The sequence below is a fragment of the Serpentinimonas sp. SMBJO2 genome (assembly GCF_056341105.1).
Genome location: NZ_CP150628.1, coordinates 2,251,335 through 2,269,251, shown reverse-complemented (window position 1 = coordinate 2,269,251; position 17,917 = coordinate 2,251,335). Strand labels below are relative to the sequence as shown.

Here is a 17,917-nt window from a genome sequence, read left to right as displayed (position 1 = left end):
ATTGGCGCCGTGCAGCAGCGCGCACCCGCTGGCCCCTGCGCGCTCGCCCTCTGCTGCCAGTGCCACCAAGGAGATTGCATCTTGACCCAAACCACCAAATACCTGCTCGACGAAAGCCGCTTGCCCCGCAACTGGTACAACCTCGCCGCCGATTTGCCGCAGCCCGCGCCGCCGGTGCTGCATCCGGGCACTTTGCAGCCCATCGGCCCCGACGACCTGGCGCCGCTGTTTCCGCTCGAGCTGATCCAGCAAGAGGTGAGCACCGAGCGCGAGATCGAAATCCCCGAGCCGGTGCGCGACATCTACCGCCTCTGGCGTCCGGCACCGCTGTACCGGGCGCACCGGCTGGAACAGCTGCTCGGCACCCCGGCCAAGATTTTTTACAAATACGAGGGCGTCAGCCCAGCCGGCAGCCACAAGCCCAACACCGCCATCCCGCAGGCTTTTTACAACCAGCAAGCCGGCGTCAAGCGCCTGACCACCGAGACCGGGGCCGGCCAGTGGGGCACCTCGCTGGCCTTTGCCGGCTCGCTCTTTGGCCTCGAGGTGCTGGTGTTCCAGGTGCGCGTGAGCTACGACCAAAAGCCCTACCGGCGCGCGGTCATGGAAACCTACGGCGCCCGCTGCCTGGCTTCGCCCTCGGACCAGACCGCCTATGGCCGCAGCGTGCTGGCGCAGCGCCCCGATCACCCGGGCAGCCTCGGGATTGCGATCTCTGAAGCCGTGGAACTGGCGGTGCAGCGCGAGGACACCAAGTATGCGCTCGGCTCGGTGCTCAACCACGTGCTGTTGCACCAGACCGTGATCGGGCTGGAAGCGATGCAGCAATTGCAGATGGCCGACGCCTGGCCCGACGTGGTGGTGGGCTGCACCGGCGGCGGCTCCAACTTTGCCGGTCTGGCCTTTCCGTTCATCGGCGACGCGCTGCGCGGCGGCCGCAAGGCGCGCATCGTGGCGGTGGAGCCGGCGGCCTGCCCGTCGCTCACGCGCGGCAGGTACGCCTACGACTTTGGCGACACCGGGCACCTGACGCCGCTGACCAAGATGCACACCCTGGGCAGCACCTTCACGCCGCCGGGCTTTCACGCCGGCGGCTTGCGCTACCACGGCATGGCGCCGCTGGTGAGCCACTGCAAGGAGCTGGGCTTGCTCGAGGCCGTGGCCTACACCCAGGGCGAATGCTTTGCCGCCGGGGTGGCGTTTGCGCGCGCCGAAGGCATCGTGCCCGCACCCGAGGCGAATCACGCCGTCAAGGGCGCGATCGAAGAGGCGCTGCGCTGCAAGCGCGAGGGCCGCGCCGAGACGATTCTGTTTGGCCTGTGCGGCCACGGTCACTTCGACATGGCCTCGTACCAGAAGTACTTTGCCGGTGAGCTCAAGGACGAGGCCTACGACGAGCAGGAACTGGCCATGGCGCTGGCCGGGCTGCCCAGCGTGCCCGAGCCGCGCTGAAGGGGGTGCATCAGGGCTGCAGCACTTCGAGCAGCCGCTCCAGCCCGCCGTGCTCGATCGAAACCATGGCCTGCGCGCGCACCGCCGGTTTGGCGTGGTAGGCCACCGACAGGCCGGCGGCGGCCATCATCGGCAGGTCGTTGGCGCCGTCGCCGACGGCGATGCACTGCGCCGGCTCCAGCCCCAGCAGGCTGGCGACCTCGAGCAGGGTGCGGCGTTTTTCGGCGCCGTCGCAAATCTCCCCCCAGCACTGGGGCAGCAAGCGCCCGGTCAGGGCGCCGCAATTCGGGCCGCGGCGCAGTTCGAGCACGTTGGCGCGCACGAAATCGAGGCCCAGCTCGGCGCGCACGCGCTCGGCAAAAAAAGTGAAGCCACCCGAGACCAGCAGCGTTTTGAGCCCGGCGGCGCGGCAGGCGGTCACGAGCTCGGCGGCGCCGGGGTTGAGGCGCAGGCGTTCGGTGTAGACGCGCTCCATATCGGCCACGGTCACGCCCTCGAGCAAGGCCACGCGCCGGCGCAGGCTGTCCTTGAAGTCGGGCCACTCGCCGCGCATGGCGGCTTCGGTGATGGCCGCGACTTCGGCCTTGCGGCCCACGGCATCGGCGATCTCGTCCACGCACTCGATGTTGATCAGCGTCGAGTCCATGTCGAAGGCGATGAGCCCAAAGTCGCGCAGGCTCAAGGGGGGAGTGAAGCCCTGAATCACAAGGCCGGGGGCGAATTCCTGGGGAGTCATGGGGAGGTGGAAGTCAGGCTGGGGTCGATCTGGTGCAATACCTGCGCCAGCGAAGTGTGGTTGATTTTGGTCTTGAAGTGGACTTCAATGCCTTGGTGCCGCAGGGCCTGGAAGAACTGGCGGGCGCTGTCGATCTTCCATTGCTCGCGCTGCGGTATGTCTTGTGAATGGTCGTAGCCCTTGGTTTCCACCACCAGGTACAGCGCCTGGGCTTGGCCCTGGTGGGCAATGACGTAGCCAAAGTCGGGGTTGTAGTTGCCCACAGGGGTAGGGATGTTGATCTTGGGCAGCTTGGCAAACACGGTGATCTGCTGCTGGTTGGATTGGTCCACCGTGTCGCGCTCGATCTGGCTGTCCACCGGCATGACGGGGTTTTCGTAGAGTGAACGTGCTCGCACGGCGGGGTTGGATACGTCGTGCAGTTCAACGCCACACAGCGCTGCGGGGATGGTCTTCATCAAGTTGCCGGTCTGGTCGGTCAAGGCGGTTTGCACGCGGATTTCGCGCAACTCATAGCTGATCTTGTTGACCATCAGCTCGTGGATGCAGCGCTGGATCAGGTTGCGCAGCGTCAGCAGGGCGCGGTTCTCGTTGTGCTTGATCTGGTTGAACTTGTCGGCGGGCATGCGGCGCAGAAGCTCGCTGACGGTGTGCAAGGACAGCCGCGTCTGGTTGGCCAGTTCGCGCATGAACTGGGCCATGGAGTACACGGCGTGGGGCTTGATGGTGTATAGCCCCTGCGTGCTGCGCGCAGCCTGTACCGTCTCCACGTCGGTGGTGCGGGTGATGCCAATCGACAGCGGCGGTAGCTCGAAGTGCTTTTGAATGGCTGCAAGCACCTTGTCCACCAGTTGGGGGGTGTCCACGCTGTAGCGCACCACGGCATGGCGGTTGAGGTTGTCCCACAGCGGCTTGAAGTGCTGGAACAGCGGTTGGCGCACCTCGAGCGTGGGCCTTGGCTGGGTCTGTTTGCGCTTGACTTGCCCGGACCCTTCGTAGTACAGGTCCAGGTAGCGGATCATGTTCTGCACGTTGTCGGGGCTCATGCCGGGAATGCGGCCCAGCACAGCGGTGATGGCTTCGCGCCTGGCCTGGTATTCGGCGCGCTCCCAGCGCAAGGTGGCGCGACCCGTGGTGTCGTCCAGGTCGATCAGCCTCAGTTCCGCCAGGGCGTCCAGCACCTTGTTGGCTTGCCGCGTGCTCACAGCCACCCCAAACTCGGCCAGCACCGCATCGTCAAACTCAGCAGCCACGCGGCGCACGCTGTGCTCGGTGATTTCGGCCTGAATGGCACGCACAAAGTCGCCTTCGCTGGCGGGCACCACCACCATCAGGTCGTTGATTTCGTCAAAGGCCGCGTCAGTGGCCTGCACCCGCTCCAGTTGCTGGTTGACGGCCAGCCGCAGGCCGCGTCCGATCTGCTGCAGCTTGCTGATCCTGGAATGGCTGGGGGCCAGCTTGCACAGGGTGAACACGTTGGGGTTGTCCCAGCCCTCCTGCAGCGCCCACATGGAAAAGATGAAGCGCAAATCGGTGTCGAAAGACAGCAGCTTTTCCTTGTCCTGCAGGATCAGCTTGATGGCTTCCTCTTCGCCTTTTTCGCTGTTGGAGCGGGCAAAGTAGCCCCTGTGCACGCGGCTCACGTCTTGCGCCGTGCGCTCCAGGTAGGCGCGGTAGCCGGGGTCCAGGGTTGCGCTGGCCAGCACCTTGGTCAATTCCACCTGGTAGAGCCGCTCGAAGGTGTCGCGCAACACGGCTGGGCGCTGCCCGCTGCCAGGGGCAGGCAGGTACTTGGCCACCGCGTCGATGAAGAACAGGCTGATGGCCTTGATGCCGCGTTTGTACAGGGCTTGTTCCCGCTCGAAGTGGTTGGCGATGGCGCGCTGAATCAGCAGCGACTGCACCTCGTCGGCCAACATGCCAAAGCCGGTGGGCTCGCCCAGCGGCAGCGCAAAACCGTTGGTGAACACCAGCTCCTTGCTGGTCACGCTTTCCACCACGTGCCCGTCCAGGTGGGCAAGCCCGGTCTTGGCGCCCAGGTTGTCTTTGGCCTGCAGGGTGATGGCGGCGGTCTTGCCCGCCGGGGTCTGGTAGCTCAGGTGGGCCGTGCGCTCCTTGGCGGCACCGGTCACCTGGGTCAGCAGCAAGGTCTGCCCCATATCGGTGCCCGTGCCCACCGTATCCACGGTGATGCCCTTGACCAGCCGCTGGCGGAAGGCCTCCAGGCTGTCCAGCGTGTAGATGAGGTTACGGAACTCGTCGCGCTTGAAGGTGGCGCCAAAGCGTATGGTCAAGAGGGGATTGAACCGGGGCAGAAACGCCTGGACCACCTTGCCTTCGAAACGGTGCGGCTCGTCGATGATCAGCACCGGGCGGATGGCGGCCAGCGCCTCCATGTAGCTCTTGGCCTGGCCGAACAGGTTGGCCTCCACGCCGCGCTTGTTGATGAGCTTGCCGTCGCCTGCGAACGACTGGTAGGTGGCCACCATGACCGTCAGCCCCAGGTTCGCCGCGTGGATGAAGCGGTTGACCGTTTTGTCGGAGTAGTTGACGACGTTGATCTTCTGGTTGTCGTATTCCCGCGCAAAAAAAGCGGCCGTGGTTTGCAGGCTTTTGAGCGTGCCCTGGCGGATGGCGTTGCTGGGCACCAGCACGATGAACTTGGACAGCCTGTGCTTCTGGTGCAACCGGTGGATGGTTTCGATGAAGGTGAAGGTCTTGCCGGTGCCGGTTTCCATCAGCACGTCCAGCGACAGGGCCGGGGTGAGCGTGGAGGCCACCTCCACCGCGCCCGCATTGACCTGGTTGCCTTGCCGGATGCGCTCGATGTTGGCGCGCAGGGTCTTGAACGCCTCGTGCGGCACGTAGGTGGGGTTGGCATGCACACCGGCTGGCGACACAAAGCGCACGTCGGCGAACACGTCGGCAATGCTGTCCACGGCCTGCGCCTGGTGGGCCAGGCGGATGTATTGGAATTGGGCGGCCATGGTTGAGTTCTCACGCAGCAGCAAACACAGCAGCCATGGGAAGCGATCCACGCGAGCGGTCAAAGTGCATGTGCCGACATGCAGGATGAATGCCCTTGGTCGTCCAGGGCGGCAGGGTTGGGGTGCTGCTTAGCTTCTGGGCAAACGGCATCGTCTTCACTGTGATGGCAACAAATGCCGGGGTGGGTGGTGCGGCCTGTCCGACGCAAATCATGTGATGCAGAAAATGGCAAAACGCCAGCGACGCCCCCAGTTGCTGATGCGCTCCGCCGGAGTTGCCGCTCTTGAGTTCAACCATGAGAAACTGTGGGATGGCTTTGGTCGGGTTCCAGGTCACCACGATGCGATCACAACGCCGGTGGGCGAACTTGTGTTTGCCACGAAAGCACGGCCAGTCGGTTTTGATGGCCTCCAGCTTGATGGCCTCGTGGGTGGCCAAGCCACTCACGTTCAGCACGAACGAGGTTTGCCCCGCTTCTTCAATCACGAAGTGCCCGCCGACCAGTTTTTGCCCGTCCCTTAGCGGTGGGTGGAGCACATCGCGCAGTGCGTCAAAATATTCGTTCTCCGTCATGCCTTCCCCTTGCGTGCGTTGCCTGTTTCTGTTGGTTCTGGCTTCGGCGGTCTGGCCGCCAGCACGGCAAAGTAGATGTCCTGCGCTGCCGCATTGAGCTGTTCGATGCTTTCGTCAAACAGTGGAGTGCGGATGCCACTGCCCGCGTTCACAGCCATGGGCTCAACTCCACCCGCGTGGAACTCATAGGCATGCACCTTGTCGGCAGCCAGCCACTGCGCGCTGTTCAGGCCGTGCTGCTTGGCTATCGCGTCCCGCTCGGGGAAGTCTTCACTCAGCATCACCAGATTGCCCCACTCGCGCACCATGTAGTCGGAATGGGTGCTCACCACCACGCGGATGCCGCGGTTGACCAGCTCGGCCAGCAAGCGGGCGATGTTGCGCTGGTTCAGCGGGTGCAGGTTCAGCTCTGGCTCATCGATCATCAGGCAGTCGCCCGACTGTGCCAGATGGTTGAGGTACGACCACAGACCGAAGAACGTCTTGGCTGTTGAAGAACCCAAGTGCAAGCCCAGCTCGGTCTTGCTGCGCAGCGGGGCAATGCTGATGTCACCATAGCGATCCACCTTGTACTTCACTCGCAGTACTTCTTTTTGCAACCATGCGGCCATGTCTGCGAACTTCTCGCTCGTCTGGCGCTTGATCTCAGGTTGGGCCGTCATGAATTCAATGTAGTCATGAATCGGCTGCGGATAGCGCGATACAAGGATGTCCTTGAGCAACTCATTGGTATCGAGGGTCTGACTGGTTGCGTGGCGAAACAACGCAGCCCGGCGCGAATTCAGCTCCCTGAAAAACAGGTTGATGCCGCTGCGCTCTGCGGGCAGCAGCAGGGCGCGGCCCTGACGGATCGGGCAATACAGCTCCATCAAGAAGTTGTTAAATGCGCGCTCGACCTGGGCTGCGCTGGTCCAGTCTCCCTCTAGGCTGATCCCGACACGTTGACCGTCCTCTGAGAGCTTGCAAGACAGATCCAACAAACCCTTTTGCGGCGTGTTAGACCGCTCCCAGTGCTGGAACTCAAAGTTGGCCAGATGCGCCTCGATCTCAGGCAAAGACAGGGTGATGTCGATCACAGTTTCTGCGGTCAAATCGCCGTCGGCTACAAAGAACCGAGGCAATCCGTCCTTAAGGTCGCGCGCGATGCTGTGCTGCGCGTGTCTGATGGCTTCCGGCCCAAGCAACGATGACCGATCCACCATCAGCCGCCGTGTCTCCAGCAAAGCCTTGGCCTGTTGCCTTGCCCAATCGAAAGACGCGACGAATCGCGAATCCATCAGTGCGTTGAGCACATACAGACCGTAAGTCTTACCCGTGTTGTTGCTGCCGCAAAAAATGGTCAGCGCCCTGGGTTCGATTTCGATGCGCTTTTTGATCGCGCCGAAGTTCTCAATGGCAATTTTCATGGTGCACCTCGTGTGGTGTGGCTGTCCGCGCCGCTGTTCACAGAACTCAGCCCCGCAGCCGCAGCTTGTCTTCCGACAGGCCCAGCGACTCCAGCAGCGTCTTGGTGCCCAGCAGGAAGTTGTTGTCGTCTACCCAGGGCGCATACACGCTCAGGTGTTGGATGGGGGCGCCTTCGGCCTTGCATAGTGCCAGCAGCGAACGCAGGTCCTCGGTGTCCACGGCCTCGAGGATGAACAGCACGTCAGCCGCGCGGTACAGCGCCTGCTCGCGCAGCAGCTCGATGCGGGTGGACAGGGGCAGCCCTTCGGCCAGCAGCAGGTTGTAGAGGATGCGGGGCAACTGGCTGGGTTGCGGCGTGGCAATGGTGGCTTGCAGGGCGGCAATGTCGTCCTGCGTGGCATCGACCAGGGGTTTTTGCAGGATCAGCGCATCGGGGTCGTTGGCCAGCTCGAACACGCGAAAGCCGGTGTCCAGCGTGGGGTGTTGCGCCTTGAGGCTGGCCCCGGCGCGGCGGATGCGTTCGGCGGTGATCTCGAAGATCGTGGCCTCGGGCTTGCCCAGGGTTTCGGTCACGAAGGCGTGGGCTTCCTTTTGTTTTTTGGCGTCGATGGGCTGGGGAATCTGCACCAGGATGAACTTGCGGTTGCCGCCGTCTTCGGCGTTCTTCGTAAGAACCGCGTGCCCAGTCGTGCCAGAGCCTGCAAAAAAATCAAGTACGATTGACTGATCGTTTGGTCGGGTCGAGACAGTGAGCAAACGGTTGATCAGTCGCAAGGGTTTGGGCGTATCAAAAACATCAGCCCGTTCCATGAGATTGTTAACTTCCTTTTTTGCTTCATCATTGCTACCGCACTCTGTCATGTCCCAAAATGTTGGAACCACTTGACCAGTGGATTCGTTAAGAAATTTTTTGATTCGAGGTATGTTGTTGCCCGACTGCCCGAACCAGATTCTGTTATCTGTTTTGAGGTTTAGAAAAGTCTGTTCAATGACTCCCCAGCTTCGGCCCGCTGGCGGTTTTATCTTTCTGCCGCTTGGCAAAGTAATCGTGAAGAACTGATCCTTCGTTGCGCGGCCTGTCATTCCTGTCATGTCAACCGATGCCCAGGGGCCACGAGGATCATTGTCTGGGTTGTTAAATGAGTCAATCCGATCTGTACTAAGGGGTATCTTCCCAATGGCCATTTTGATCGCTGCCGGTTCTTTGATGTAGCAAAGTAGCCAATCGTGTACCGATCCGATTGTGTCCCTCGCATCTGGTGAAGATCTCTTTTTCCAAGCGATGGAGCTTACGAAACTGTCCTGCCCAAACACCTCGTCGCACAACAGCTTCAACTGCGCCTGCTCGTGGTCGTCGATGGAGATGAAGATCACGCCGTCGTCGCGCAGCAGGTCTTTGGCCAGCAGCAGGCGCGGGTACATGAAGCTCAGCCAGCCGCTGTGCGTGCGCGCGCCGTAGATGTTCTTGATGTAGTCGATGTTTTCGGCGCTGTAGCCCAGTTGCGCCAGCACTTGGCTTTGCTTGGCGCTGAAGTCGTCGCGGTAGATGAAGGCGTCGCTCTGGGTGTTGTAGGGCGGGTCGATGTAGATCAGCTTGACCTGGCCAAAGTAGCTGTGGCGCAGCAGGCGCAGCGCGTCCAGGTTGTCGCCCTTGATGAGCAGGTGGCCGGTGTGCTCCCAGTCCACGCTGTCGGCGGGGCAGGGCTGCACGATTTTTTGCGCTGGCACGAAGGCGCTGTGGTAGGCCTCGCGCTTGCCGACCCAGCGCAGTTCGTAACCGTCTTCTTCCACGCGGATGCCGGCCGGGTTGGCCGGGTCGAGTGCTTGCTGCATGGCGGCGGCGTTGACGCGCACGCTGCCGTCGGGGTTGACCTCGATGGCTTGGGGGAACAGCTCACGCAGCAGTTCCAGCTTTTGGGCGGCTGGGCTGGGCATGTGGAGAATGGGTTTTTGAGGCATGAGGTCAATGGCCGCGTGAGGCGGTGGGTGACATTTTCGGTGAATAGGCCAGATGGAATTCGGTGGCCAGGGCCTGCAGGCGCTTGTCGAGCGTCCAAAGTTGGGTGGCAGGGCGCATCAGGGTGCTGGCCAGCAGGCCCAGCTCCATCAGGCCGCAGCCCTTGCCATACAGTTGGTGGGCTGCGAGCAGGTGCAGCATTTCCTCGGTGCTGGCGGTGGGGGCTGGTTCCAGTTCGCGCAGCAGGTCAATGACCTCGGTGCGGTCTGGCGGTGTGGCACAGGCCACCTCCAGTATCACATAGGGATGGCAGACGACCCGGCCTTGCAGCAGCAGGTCAACCAGTGCGGCGTTGCGCTGCTTGAAGTGGGCCACCCAGACCGAGGTGTCAACCAGAATTTTCACGGCTGCTTGGACCCGGCGGGTTCACGGCGGCGCGGCGTTTGCTGGATGTTGGGCAGCGTGCCGCCCAGCGCGGCCAGGCGTTGCGCGCTTTGTTCGCGAATGAAGGCTTTGACGCACTCGCGGATAAGGTCGGCCTTGTCCATGCCGGCGGGCGCCAGTGCCATGGCTTTGTTGAACAGGTCGTCGCTGATGGTCAGGGTGGTCCGCATGGTGGCCTCCTGTATGGGTAGGAGGTCATCATTTTGCATCAACTCGGATGCTTTTCGAGGGTGTGAGTGATGGGTTGATCAGACAAACACAATGGTGTCGCTGTATCGGGCCACGTGGGTGTCGTGGGTGAGCAGGCGCATGGGCTCGGTGAGAGCCTGTGCCACCAGCAGACGGTCGAAAGGGTCTTGGTGGTGAGGCGGGAGTGTGTCCAGCGCAACGGTGTGTTCGGGCTCTATGGGCAACAAGCGGTAGCCAGAACGTTGAAAGTAGTCCAGCGCTTCACGGGCTGAAACCGGCATGTCGCCCCGGCCCAGACTGTATTTGATGGCAATTTCCCACAGGCTGGCGGTGCTGACCCACACGGTGTTGCGTGGATGGCTGATCCATTCGCGTGCCAAGCTGGGAAGTTTTGGGTCGTCTGTAATGGCCCACAGGGCGATGTGGGTGTCGAGCAGCAGATTCATGCTTGGCCCAGGAACAGGCGGGCCACTTCTGGGTTGTGCGTGTCGATGCTGTCAGGCACTTGAAAGGCGCCTTTGGCAACACCCAAACGTTGAGCGACCGCTGCCGTGTCTATGGGCACCAGTTTGGCCGCAGGGCGGCCATTGCGGGCGATGATGATTTCGCGCTCGGTGCCCAACTCAAGAGACTCCACCAGACGCGACAGGTTGGACTTGGCTTCTAACATGTTGACAGTGTGCATGGCTAACTCCTTGGTTTGGCTAAGTCTAGCTAATTTATTGTGAGTTGTCCAGCTTTCGACTGAGGAACATTTGCTTCGCATCGGGTGTGCCGCTATGCGGTGGCTGCAGCGACAGGTTGCCCCAGCGAGCGCAGCACGTCGCGCACCATCTGCGCCCGGTCCTTGGCTTCGGGCAGGGCACGCTCGATGCGCAGCTTGTCGTTGCCGGCCAGCTTGATGTGCTTGTGCTTCTGCACCAGCTCGATGATGCGCATCGGGTCCAGCGGCGGGTTGGGCCGGAAGGTGATGAGGATGACGCCGGGTGTGGCGTCCACCTTCAGCACGCCGTAGGGCGCGCACAGCACGCGCAGGCGGTGCACGTCGATCAGCGTTTGCGCCTGCGGCGGCAGCTTGCCAAAGCGATCGACGATCTCTTCGAGCAAGGTGTCGATCTGCGCGCTGTGGTGGGCGCTGGCGAGCTTTTTGTACAGGCTCAGGCGCAGGTGCACGTCGCCGCAGTAGTCGCTGGGCAGCAGGGCCGGGGCGTGCAGGTTGATGTCGGTGGTCACGCCCAAGGGGCTGAGCAGATCGGGTTCGCGCCCGGCCTTGAGGGCATCGACCGCTTCGGCCAGCATCTCGTGGTAGAGCTGAAAACCGACCTCGAGCATGTTGCCGCTCTGGTTTTCGCCCAGCACCTCGCCCGCGCCCCGGATTTCGAGGTCGTGCATGGCGAGGTAGAAGCCGCTGCCCAGGGCCTCCATCTGCCCGATGGCTTCGAGACGCTGCTGCGCCGTCTTGCTCAGGCCGTCGATCTCGGGCACCATCAGGTAGGCGTAGGCCTGGTGGTGGCTGCGCCCGACGCGGCCGCGCAACTGGTGCAGCTGCGCCAGCCCAAACTTGTCAGCGCGGCTGATGAGGATGGTGTTGGCGCTGGGCACGTCGATGCCGGTTTCGATGATGGTCGAGCACAGCAGCAGGTTGTGGCGCTGGGCCACGAAGTCGCGCATCACGCGCTCGAGCTCGCGCTCGGGCATCTGGCCGTGGGCGACGGCGATGCGCGCCTCGGGCAGCAACTGTTCGAGCTTTTGCTTGCGGTTCTCGATGGTATCCACCTCGTTGTGCAGGAAGTACACCTGCCCGCCGCGCTTGAGTTCGCGCAGCACGGCCTCGCGGATCACGCCGTTGCCTTCGTTGCGCACGAAGGTCTTGATGGCCAGGCGGCGCTGCGGCGCGGTGGCGATCACGCTCAGGTCGCGCAGCCCTTCGAGCGCCAGCCCGAGGGTGCGCGGAATGGGGGTGGCGGTGAGGGTGAGCACGTCGACTTCGGCGCGCAGCGCCTTCATGGCCTCTTTGTGGCGCACGCCGAAGCGGTGCTCTTCATCGATGATGAGCAGCCCGAGGTTTTTGAATTTCGTCTTTTCGCTCAGCAGCTTGTGGGTGCCCACCACGATGTCCACGGTGCCGGCGGCGGTGCCTTGCAGGGCGGCGGTGATTTCGCGCGCGCTGCGAAAGCGGCTCATCTCGGCGATCTTCACCGGCCAGTTGGCAAAGCGGTCCTGCAGGGTCTGGTAGTGCTGCTCGGCGAGCAAGGTGGTGGGGGCCAGAAAGGCCACTTGCTTGCCGCCGCTGACCGCCACGAAGGCGGCGCGCAGCGCCACTTCGGTCTTGCCAAAGCCGACGTCGCCGCACACCAGCCGGTCCATCGGGCGCGGGCTGATGAGGTCCTGGATCACGGCGTGGATGGCGGCTTTCTGGTCGGGCGTTTCTTCAAAGCCAAAGTCGTTGGCGAAGGCTTCGTAGTCTTTGGCCGGGAAGCGAAAGGCGTGGCCCTCGCGCGCGGCGCGGCGGGCGTAGAGGTTGAGCAGTTCGGCGGCGGCGTCGCGCACCTGTTCGGCGGCCTTGCGCCGCGCTTTGTCCCACTGGCCCGAGCCCAGCCGGTGCAGCGGCGCTTCGTCGGCGCTCACGCCGGTGTAGCGGCTGATCAGGTGCAGCTGGCTCACGGGCACGTAGAGCACGGCGGCCTGGGCGTACTCCAGGTGCAAGAACTCTTGCAGCACGGGGCTGCCGTCGGCATTTTTTTCACCCAGATCGAGGTTGAGCAAGCCCCGGTAGCGGCCGATGCCGTGCTGGCTGTGCACCACCGGGTCGCCCAGCTGCAGCTCGCTCAGGTCTTTGATCAGCGCTTCGACGTCGCTGACCTGCTCTTGCTTTTTGCGCCGCCGGGTGCCGGGCTGGCTGGCAAAGAGCTCGGTTTCGGTGACGAAGTCGATGCCGCTGGGGGCGCTGTCGTGCGGCACCCAGGCAAAGCCGCTGGCCAGGGCCGCCGTGGCCAGGCCGACGGGGGCCGGGCTGGCCTGGAAGTCGGCCAGGGATTCGAACAGCGGCGGGTTGAGGCCGCTGGCGCGCAAAAAGTCGAGCAAGGTGGCGCGGCGGCCCTCGCTCTCGGCCAGCAGCAGCGCGCGCCGGGGGCTGCGCGCCAGGTGCGCTTTCAGGCGCTCGAGCGGGTCGTCGGCGGCGCGCTGGGCGGCCAGGTCGGGCAGCGGCGCGAAGGCGCCCAATCCGCTCGGGCTGGTGCCGGCGGTGGGGCTGGCGGGGGCTGGCGCCGGGTGGGGGGCGGGCGAGCCGGCCGGTTCCTTGGGCGCGCGCAGCGCCACCTGGGGCAGCGCCTTGGCGGCGAGGTAGAAGCCTTCGGCATCCAGAAACAGGGTCTCGGGCGGCAGCGGCGGGCGCTCGGGGTCGCCTTGGGCCAGGCGGTGGCGTTCGGCGGTGTCCAGCGCAAAGCGCTGGAAGGACGGTTCGAGCTCGCCGTGCAGCACCAGCGTGGTGGCGCTGCCGAGGTAGTCGAACACGGTCGCGGTCTGGTCAAAGAACAGCGGCAGGTAGTACTCGATGCCGGCGCTGGCCACGCCCGCGCCCATGTCTTTGTACAGGCGGCTGCGGCTCGGGTCGCCTTCGAGCAGTTCGCGCCAGCGGGCGCGGAACTTGGCGCGGCCGCTTTCGTCGAGCGGAAACTCGCGCCCAGGCAGCAGCCGCACCTCGGGCACCGGGTACAGGCTGCGCTGGGTGTCGGGGTCGAAGGTGCGGATCGAGTCGATCTCGTCGTCGTACAGGTCGATGCGGTAGGGCACCGCAGAGCCCATGGGGTAGAGGTCGATCAGGCTGCCGCGCACCGCGTATTCGCCCGGGCCCACCACTTGGCTCACGTGCTGGTAGCCGGCGAGCGTGAGCTGGGCCTTGAGGCGGGCCGCATCGAGCCGTTGCTGCTGTTTGAACTCGAAGCTGTAGGCGGCCAGAAAGGCCGGCGGCGCCAGCCGGTAGAGCGCGGTGGTGGCGGGCACCAGCACCAGGTCGGCGCCCTGGGCGCGGTCGCGCTGCACGATGCGCCAGAGCGTGGCCAGGCGCTCCGAGATCAGGTCCTGGTGCGGCGAAAAGCTGTCGTAAGGCAGCGTTTCCCAGTCTGGGAACAGGGCGCAGCGCAGCGCGGGCGCGAAAAACGGGATTTCTTCCAGCAGGCGCTGGGCGTCGGCGGCGTCGGCGCAGACCACGGCGGTGAGCCGGCCGGTGCCGCGTTCGCGTTCGGCCAGTTGCGCCAGCCACAAGGCGTCGGCGCTGCTGGGGGGGCGGGGCAGGTGCAAGCGCTTGCCGGGGCTGAGTGGGGGCAGGGTCATCGGGGGGTCTGGCGGGGGGCAGTGGCGCAGCCGCTGATTCTAAAATGAGGCACCGTGACCGACCACCCCGCGCCCACCCTGCCCGCTTGCCCGCCGCCCGCCGAAGCCGGGGCCGGTGACGGCCCGCCGCGCTGCTACGCCCTGATCACCAGCGCCGGCAACGGCAGCCGGGCCGTGCGCGCGGATCAAGCCACCCCCAAGCAATACCAGTTGCTCGCTGGCCAGCGCGTGATCGACCACACGCTGGCGGCTTTTCTGGCGCTGCCGCACTGGGCCGGGGTGGCGGTGGTGGTGGCGCCCGGAGACACCGCCTACCAGGCGCCGGATGCGCGGGTGCGCGTCTGGCCCGTGGGTGGCGCGGTGCGCGCCCAGACCGTGCTCAACGGCTTGCAGCAACTGGCAGCCGCCGGGGCGTGCGACGCCGACTGGGTGCTGGTACACGACGCCGCGCGCTGCCTGATCGAGCCGGCGCAGATCGAGCGCCTGATTGCGGCCTGCTGGCCCGATCCGGTGGGCGGCCTGCTGGCGCTGCCGCTGCCCGATACGCTCAAGGCGGCCGCGCCAGCAGCCCCGGTTGCGCCATCGGCCGCCCCCGCGCCCTTGCCCCGCGTGGCGGCCACGCTGGAGCGCGCCGACAAGTGGCTGGCACAAACGCCGCAGATGTTCAGGCTGGGCGCTTTGCGCGCGGCGCTGGCGGCGCACCAAGGCAGCGGCTTTGCCGGCATCACCGACGAGGCCAGCGCCATCGAGCGCAGCGGCGCCCAGCCGCTGCTGGTGCCGGGCAGCGCGAGCAACTTCAAGATCACCTACCCGGCCGATTTCGCCTTGGCCGAGGCGCTGCTGGCGCAGCGGCAGGCGCAGCACCCAGCGCAGCGCAGCGCGTCGCCATGCGGCCCGGCCGCCCCATCCACGCCCCAGGCCCCCGCCGCCATGAACCCAGTCCACCCGGTGCCAACCCCCGCCCCCACCCCCCCCTTGGGCCTGCGCATCGGCGAAGGCTGGGACATCCACGCGCTGGTGCCGGGGCGGCCGCTGATCTTGGGCGGCATCCACATTCCGCACCCCAGTGGCCTGCTCGGGCATTCCGATGCCGATGCGCTGCTGCACGCCATCACCGACGCGCTGCTGGGTGCGGCGGCGCTGGGCGACATCGGCACCCTGTACCCCGACACCGACGCGCGCTTTGCCGGCGCCGATTCGGCCCAGTTGCTGGCGCAGGCGATGCAGCGCGTGACGGCGCAGGGCTATCTGCTGCTCAACCTCGACACCACCGTGATCGCCCAGGCCCCCAAGCTGGCCCCCTACAAGGCGGCGATGCAGGCGCGCATCGAGGCCGTGCTGGGGCTGCAACCGGGCCAAGTCAATGTCAAGGCCAAGACCGCCGAAAAAATGGGGCCGGTCGGGCAGGGCTTGGCGATCGAATGCCGGGCCGTGGCGCTGTTGCAGCGCGTGGGTTGAGGCGCTGGCGGGCGCGTTCGTGCTCTGCACAGCGCCGCAACCGCCCAGGGCCGCAGCCGCCCCTTGTCAAAGCGGCGCAACCCTGGGTGCAGCCGCCGCAGCCGCCGGCAAACGCAGCCGCGCCAGCAGGCCGCCGGCGACGCCGTTGCGCAGCTCGAGTGCGCCGCCCATGAGCTGCAGCGTCTTGTCGGCGATCGCCAGCCCCAGGCCGCTGCCGTTGGCGGCGGTGCGGGCGCTGTCGGCGCGAAAGAAGGGCTCGGTCAGGCGCGCCAGCAGTTGCGGCGGCACGCCCGGGCCTTGGTCGGCCAGTTGCAGCGTCACGGCGTGGTCTGGCCCCGCGGCCGCGCTGATCTGCAGCCGCAGCAGGCCGTCGGGGCTGCGGCCGTAGCGCGAGGCGTTTTGCAGCAGGTTGTCGAGCACGCGGCGCAGCTCCACCGGCTCGGCCAGCACCCGCAGGCCGGGGGGCAAATCGAGCGCCACCGCGCAGTCTGGCGCGCCCTGGTAGGGCAGCAAGGCGGTGGCGACCAGCTCGGCCAAGGCCACCGGCTGCAGCTGCGGCGTGTGCTCGACGCGGGCGTAATCTAGGAACTTGTCGATGATGGCGTTGGCCTGCTCGATGTCGGCGGCCATCAGCTGCCGGGTGGCGTCGTCGGGCACGCTGAGCTCGATTTCCAGCCGCAGCCGCGCCAGCGGCGTGCGCAGATCGTGCGAAATGCCGGCCAGCATCAGCGTGCGGTCGGCCTCGGCCTTGGCCAGTTGCTCGGCCATGCGGTTGAAGCCGATGTTGACGGCGCGAATCTCGTGCGTGGCCTCGGTTTCATCCAGCCGCGGCCCCGTGAAGTCGCCCGCGCGCACGCGCGCCGTGGCGGCGCTGAGCTGCAGCAGCGGCCGATTGATCAGGCGCGCAAACAGCGCCGCTCCAAGCAAGGACAAGGCCGCCGCAATGCCGAGCCAGACCAGCCACGTGGCGCCGCCGACTTGGCCCACCCGCGCCGGATCGGCCAGCAGCCAGAAATTGTCGCCCCCGATTTCAAAGCCGATCCACAGGCCGTCAAAGCCGTTGACTTGGCGCGCCACCAGCGTCTGCGGCCCGAGCATGTGGGCCAATTCGGCGCTGATGCGCCGGCTCAGGCGGTCTTGGTCGTAGGGCAGGTGGGTGTCGGCGCGCTCGCGCACCGCGATGCGCAGGTTTTCCTGCTGCAACAAGGTGGTGACGAGCGAGATGCGCGCGATCGGGTCGGCGTGCGCGAGCGCGGCGCGCGTCAGGTTGACGAGCGAGGCCAGCTGCTGCGCACTTTGCACCGCGCGCGGCTCTTCCTCGAGCGTGCGCAGGGTTTGAAACCAGGCCAGCACCGAACCCAGCAACAAGACGCCGAGCAGCAAAAAAGTGCGGCCAAACAGGCTCAGGCCCACGCCACTGGGTGGGCGGCTGGCCTCGGGTGCGGGGGGCAGCGGATCAGCCGTGGCCATCGGGGATAAAAACATAGCCCACCCCCCAGACGGTTTGCAGGTAGCGCGGCGCGCCGGGGTCGGTTTCGATGAGTTTGCGCAGGCGCGAGACTTGCACATCGAGGCTGCGGTCAAAGGGCTCGAACTCGCGCCCGCGCGCCAGTTGCGCCAGCTTGTCGCGCGACAGCGGCTGGCGCGGATGCCGCACCAAGGCTTTGAGCATGGCGAATTCGCCGCTGGTCAGGCTGATGTCGGTGCCGTTTTTTTGCAGCGTGCGCTGCCCAAGGTCGAGCACGAAGGGGCCGAAGCGCACCACTTCGTGCGCGCTCGATGGGGCGCTGGGCACTTCCGGCGGGGGGCGACGGCGCAGCACGGCGTGAATGCGCGCCAGCAGTTCGCGCGGGTTGAAGGGCTTGCCCAGGTAATCGTCGGCCCCGATCTCCAGCCCGACGATGCGGTCCACGTCCTCGCCCTTGGCGGTGAGCATGATGATGGGCGTGCGTAGCCGGCCCGCGCGCAGGCGCCGGCAGATGCTCAAGCCGTCTTCGCCGGGCAGCATGAGGTCGAGCACGATCAGGTCGAAGGTCTCGCGTTGCAGCAGCCTGTCGAGCGCGCGCGCATCGGCCGCCAGCAAGACCTCGAAGCCCTGCTGGCTCAGGTAGCGGTTGAGCAGCTCGCGGATGCGGGCGTCGTCGTCCACCACCACGATGCGGTCGGCACGGGCGGGGGGCGGTTCTGGGGTGGCGTATTGCATGGCAGGCTTGGGTGCGTGAGCTTGGGCGGCAAAGGCAATTGTGACACCGGGCAGCCCAGGTTGGGTGCGTGATCGGCTTGGGGGATACGCGCCGTTACAGTTGTTGCGCTTGTGTGCTGCCTCGAGGGGGGCGGCCGTGAGCGCTTGGTGGCACACTGGGGGGTGTGCCGGGGCTGGC

Annotated in this window: 14 protein-coding genes; 2 read left to right on the top strand and 12 right to left on the bottom strand. The window is 65.5% G+C overall.

The genetic code is table 11. The features are described from left to right. Window positions 1-81 precede the first annotated feature (81 nt). Window positions 82-1,452, top strand: coding sequence for a TrpB-like pyridoxal phosphate-dependent enzyme (locus tag AAAZ40_RS10500; RefSeq protein WP_476660316.1), 1,371 nt, complete (start codon window positions 82-84; stop codon window positions 1,450-1,452). A gap of 10 nt (window positions 1,453-1,462) precedes the next feature. On the opposite strand, the gene serB is transcribed toward AAAZ40_RS10500, so the two are convergent. The 10 genes from serB to mfd all read right to left on the bottom strand — a co-directional run bounded on the left by serB (window position 1,463) and on the right by mfd (window position 14,078). Further along, complete coding sequence (gene serB / locus AAAZ40_RS10495) at window positions 1,463-2,188, bottom strand: phosphoserine phosphatase SerB (RefSeq protein WP_476660315.1); 726 nt, start codon at window positions 2,186-2,188, stop codon at window positions 1,463-1,465. Then, window positions 2,185-5,175 (bottom strand): restriction endonuclease, encoded by a 2,991-nt coding sequence (locus AAAZ40_RS10490; RefSeq protein WP_476660314.1) that lies wholly within the window; start codon window positions 5,173-5,175, stop codon window positions 2,185-2,187. Before AAAZ40_RS10490 ends, serB begins: the two co-directional genes overlap by 4 nt. A gap of 10 nt (window positions 5,176-5,185) precedes the next feature. Further along, window positions 5,186-5,749, bottom strand: coding sequence for a hypothetical protein (locus tag AAAZ40_RS10485; RefSeq protein ID WP_476660313.1), 564 nt, complete (start codon window positions 5,747-5,749; stop codon window positions 5,186-5,188). Further along, window positions 5,746-7,155: an AAA family ATPase gene (locus AAAZ40_RS10480; protein WP_476660312.1), complete on the bottom strand. Its 1,410-nt coding sequence runs from the start codon at window positions 7,153-7,155 to the stop codon at window positions 5,746-5,748. Before AAAZ40_RS10480 ends, AAAZ40_RS10485 begins: the two co-directional genes overlap by 4 nt. Before the next feature lie 46 nt (window positions 7,156-7,201). Then, the gene (locus AAAZ40_RS10475) at window positions 7,202-9,010 is read right to left on the bottom strand and encodes a site-specific DNA-methyltransferase (protein WP_476660311.1); all 1,809 of its coding nucleotides are present in this window, start codon (window positions 9,008-9,010) and stop codon (window positions 7,202-7,204) included. A 109-nt stretch (window positions 9,011-9,119) separates the two neighbouring features. After that, window positions 9,120-9,518, bottom strand: coding sequence for a type II toxin-antitoxin system VapC family toxin (locus AAAZ40_RS10470; protein WP_476660310.1), 399 nt, complete (start codon window positions 9,516-9,518; stop codon window positions 9,120-9,122). Beyond that, a complete protein-coding gene (locus AAAZ40_RS10465; protein ID WP_476660309.1) occupies window positions 9,515-9,727 on the bottom strand; it encodes a type II toxin-antitoxin system VapB family antitoxin in 213 nt (70 codons plus the stop codon). The genes AAAZ40_RS10470 and AAAZ40_RS10465 overlap by 4 nt, the downstream gene beginning before the upstream one ends. Before the next feature lie 78 nt (window positions 9,728-9,805). Next, a complete protein-coding gene (locus AAAZ40_RS10460; protein WP_476660308.1) occupies window positions 9,806-10,192 on the bottom strand; it encodes a type II toxin-antitoxin system VapC family toxin in 387 nt (128 codons plus the stop codon). Then, window positions 10,189-10,431, bottom strand: coding sequence for a type II toxin-antitoxin system Phd/YefM family antitoxin (locus tag AAAZ40_RS10455; RefSeq protein ID WP_476660307.1), 243 nt, complete (start codon window positions 10,429-10,431; stop codon window positions 10,189-10,191). The genes AAAZ40_RS10460 and AAAZ40_RS10455 overlap by 4 nt, the downstream gene beginning before the upstream one ends. Window positions 10,432-10,523: 92 nt before the next feature. Next, complete coding sequence (mfd, locus tag AAAZ40_RS10450; protein WP_476660306.1) at window positions 10,524-14,078, bottom strand: transcription-repair coupling factor; 3,555 nt, start codon at window positions 14,076-14,078, stop codon at window positions 10,524-10,526. Window positions 14,079-14,132: 54 nt separating this feature from the next. On the opposite strand from mfd, the gene ispF reads away from it, so the two are divergent. After that, entirely contained in the window at window positions 14,133-15,536 is a 1,404-nt protein-coding gene (gene ispF, locus AAAZ40_RS10445) for a 2-C-methyl-D-erythritol 2,4-cyclodiphosphate synthase (protein WP_476660305.1), read from the top strand. Window positions 15,537-15,602: 66 nt separating this feature from the next. Here the strand turns inward: ispF and AAAZ40_RS10440 are convergent, their stop codons facing one another. Together AAAZ40_RS10440 and ompR are read right to left on the bottom strand one after the other, a co-directional pair. Further along, complete coding sequence (locus AAAZ40_RS10440) at window positions 15,603-17,006, bottom strand: ATP-binding protein (protein ID WP_476660304.1); 1,404 nt, start codon at window positions 17,004-17,006, stop codon at window positions 15,603-15,605. Further along, window positions 16,993-17,739, bottom strand: a complete 747-nt coding sequence (gene ompR / locus AAAZ40_RS10435; RefSeq protein ID WP_476660303.1) for an osmolarity response regulator transcription factor OmpR — start codon at window positions 17,737-17,739, stop codon at window positions 16,993-16,995. The genes AAAZ40_RS10440 and ompR overlap by 14 nt, the downstream gene beginning before the upstream one ends. Between the last annotated feature and the right edge of the window lie 178 nt (window positions 17,740-17,917).

Excerpts from the sequence above, each read along its gene's own strand:
- AAAZ40_RS10455 (WP_476660307.1), bottom strand. The coding sequence starts at position 10,431 with ATGCACACTGTCAACATGTTAGAAGCCAAGTCCAACCTGTCGCGTCTG.
- AAAZ40_RS10465 (WP_476660309.1), bottom strand. The coding sequence starts at position 9,727 with ATGCGGACCACCCTGACCATCAGCGACGACCTGTTCAACAAAGCCATG.
- AAAZ40_RS10490 (WP_476660314.1), bottom strand. The coding sequence starts at position 5,175 with ATGGCCGCCCAATTCCAATACATCCGCCTGGCCCACCAGGCGCAGGCC.
- serB (WP_476660315.1), bottom strand. The coding sequence starts at position 2,188 with ATGACTCCCCAGGAATTCGCCCCCGGCCTTGTGATTCAGGGCTTCACT.
- AAAZ40_RS10460 (WP_476660308.1), bottom strand. The coding sequence starts at position 10,192 with ATGAATCTGCTGCTCGACACCCACATCGCCCTGTGGGCCATTACAGAC.
- mfd (WP_476660306.1), bottom strand. The coding sequence starts at position 14,078 with ATGACCCTGCCCCCACTCAGCCCCGGCAAGCGCTTGCACCTGCCCCGC.
- AAAZ40_RS10480 (WP_476660312.1), bottom strand. The coding sequence starts at position 7,155 with ATGAAAATTGCCATTGAGAACTTCGGCGCGATCAAAAAGCGCATCGAA.
- AAAZ40_RS10485 (WP_476660313.1), bottom strand. The coding sequence starts at position 5,749 with ATGACGGAGAACGAATATTTTGACGCACTGCGCGATGTGCTCCACCCA.
- ompR (WP_476660303.1), bottom strand. The coding sequence starts at position 17,739 with ATGCAATACGCCACCCCAGAACCGCCCCCCGCCCGTGCCGACCGCATC.
- AAAZ40_RS10440 (WP_476660304.1), bottom strand. The coding sequence starts at position 17,006 with ATGGCCACGGCTGATCCGCTGCCCCCCGCACCCGAGGCCAGCCGCCCA.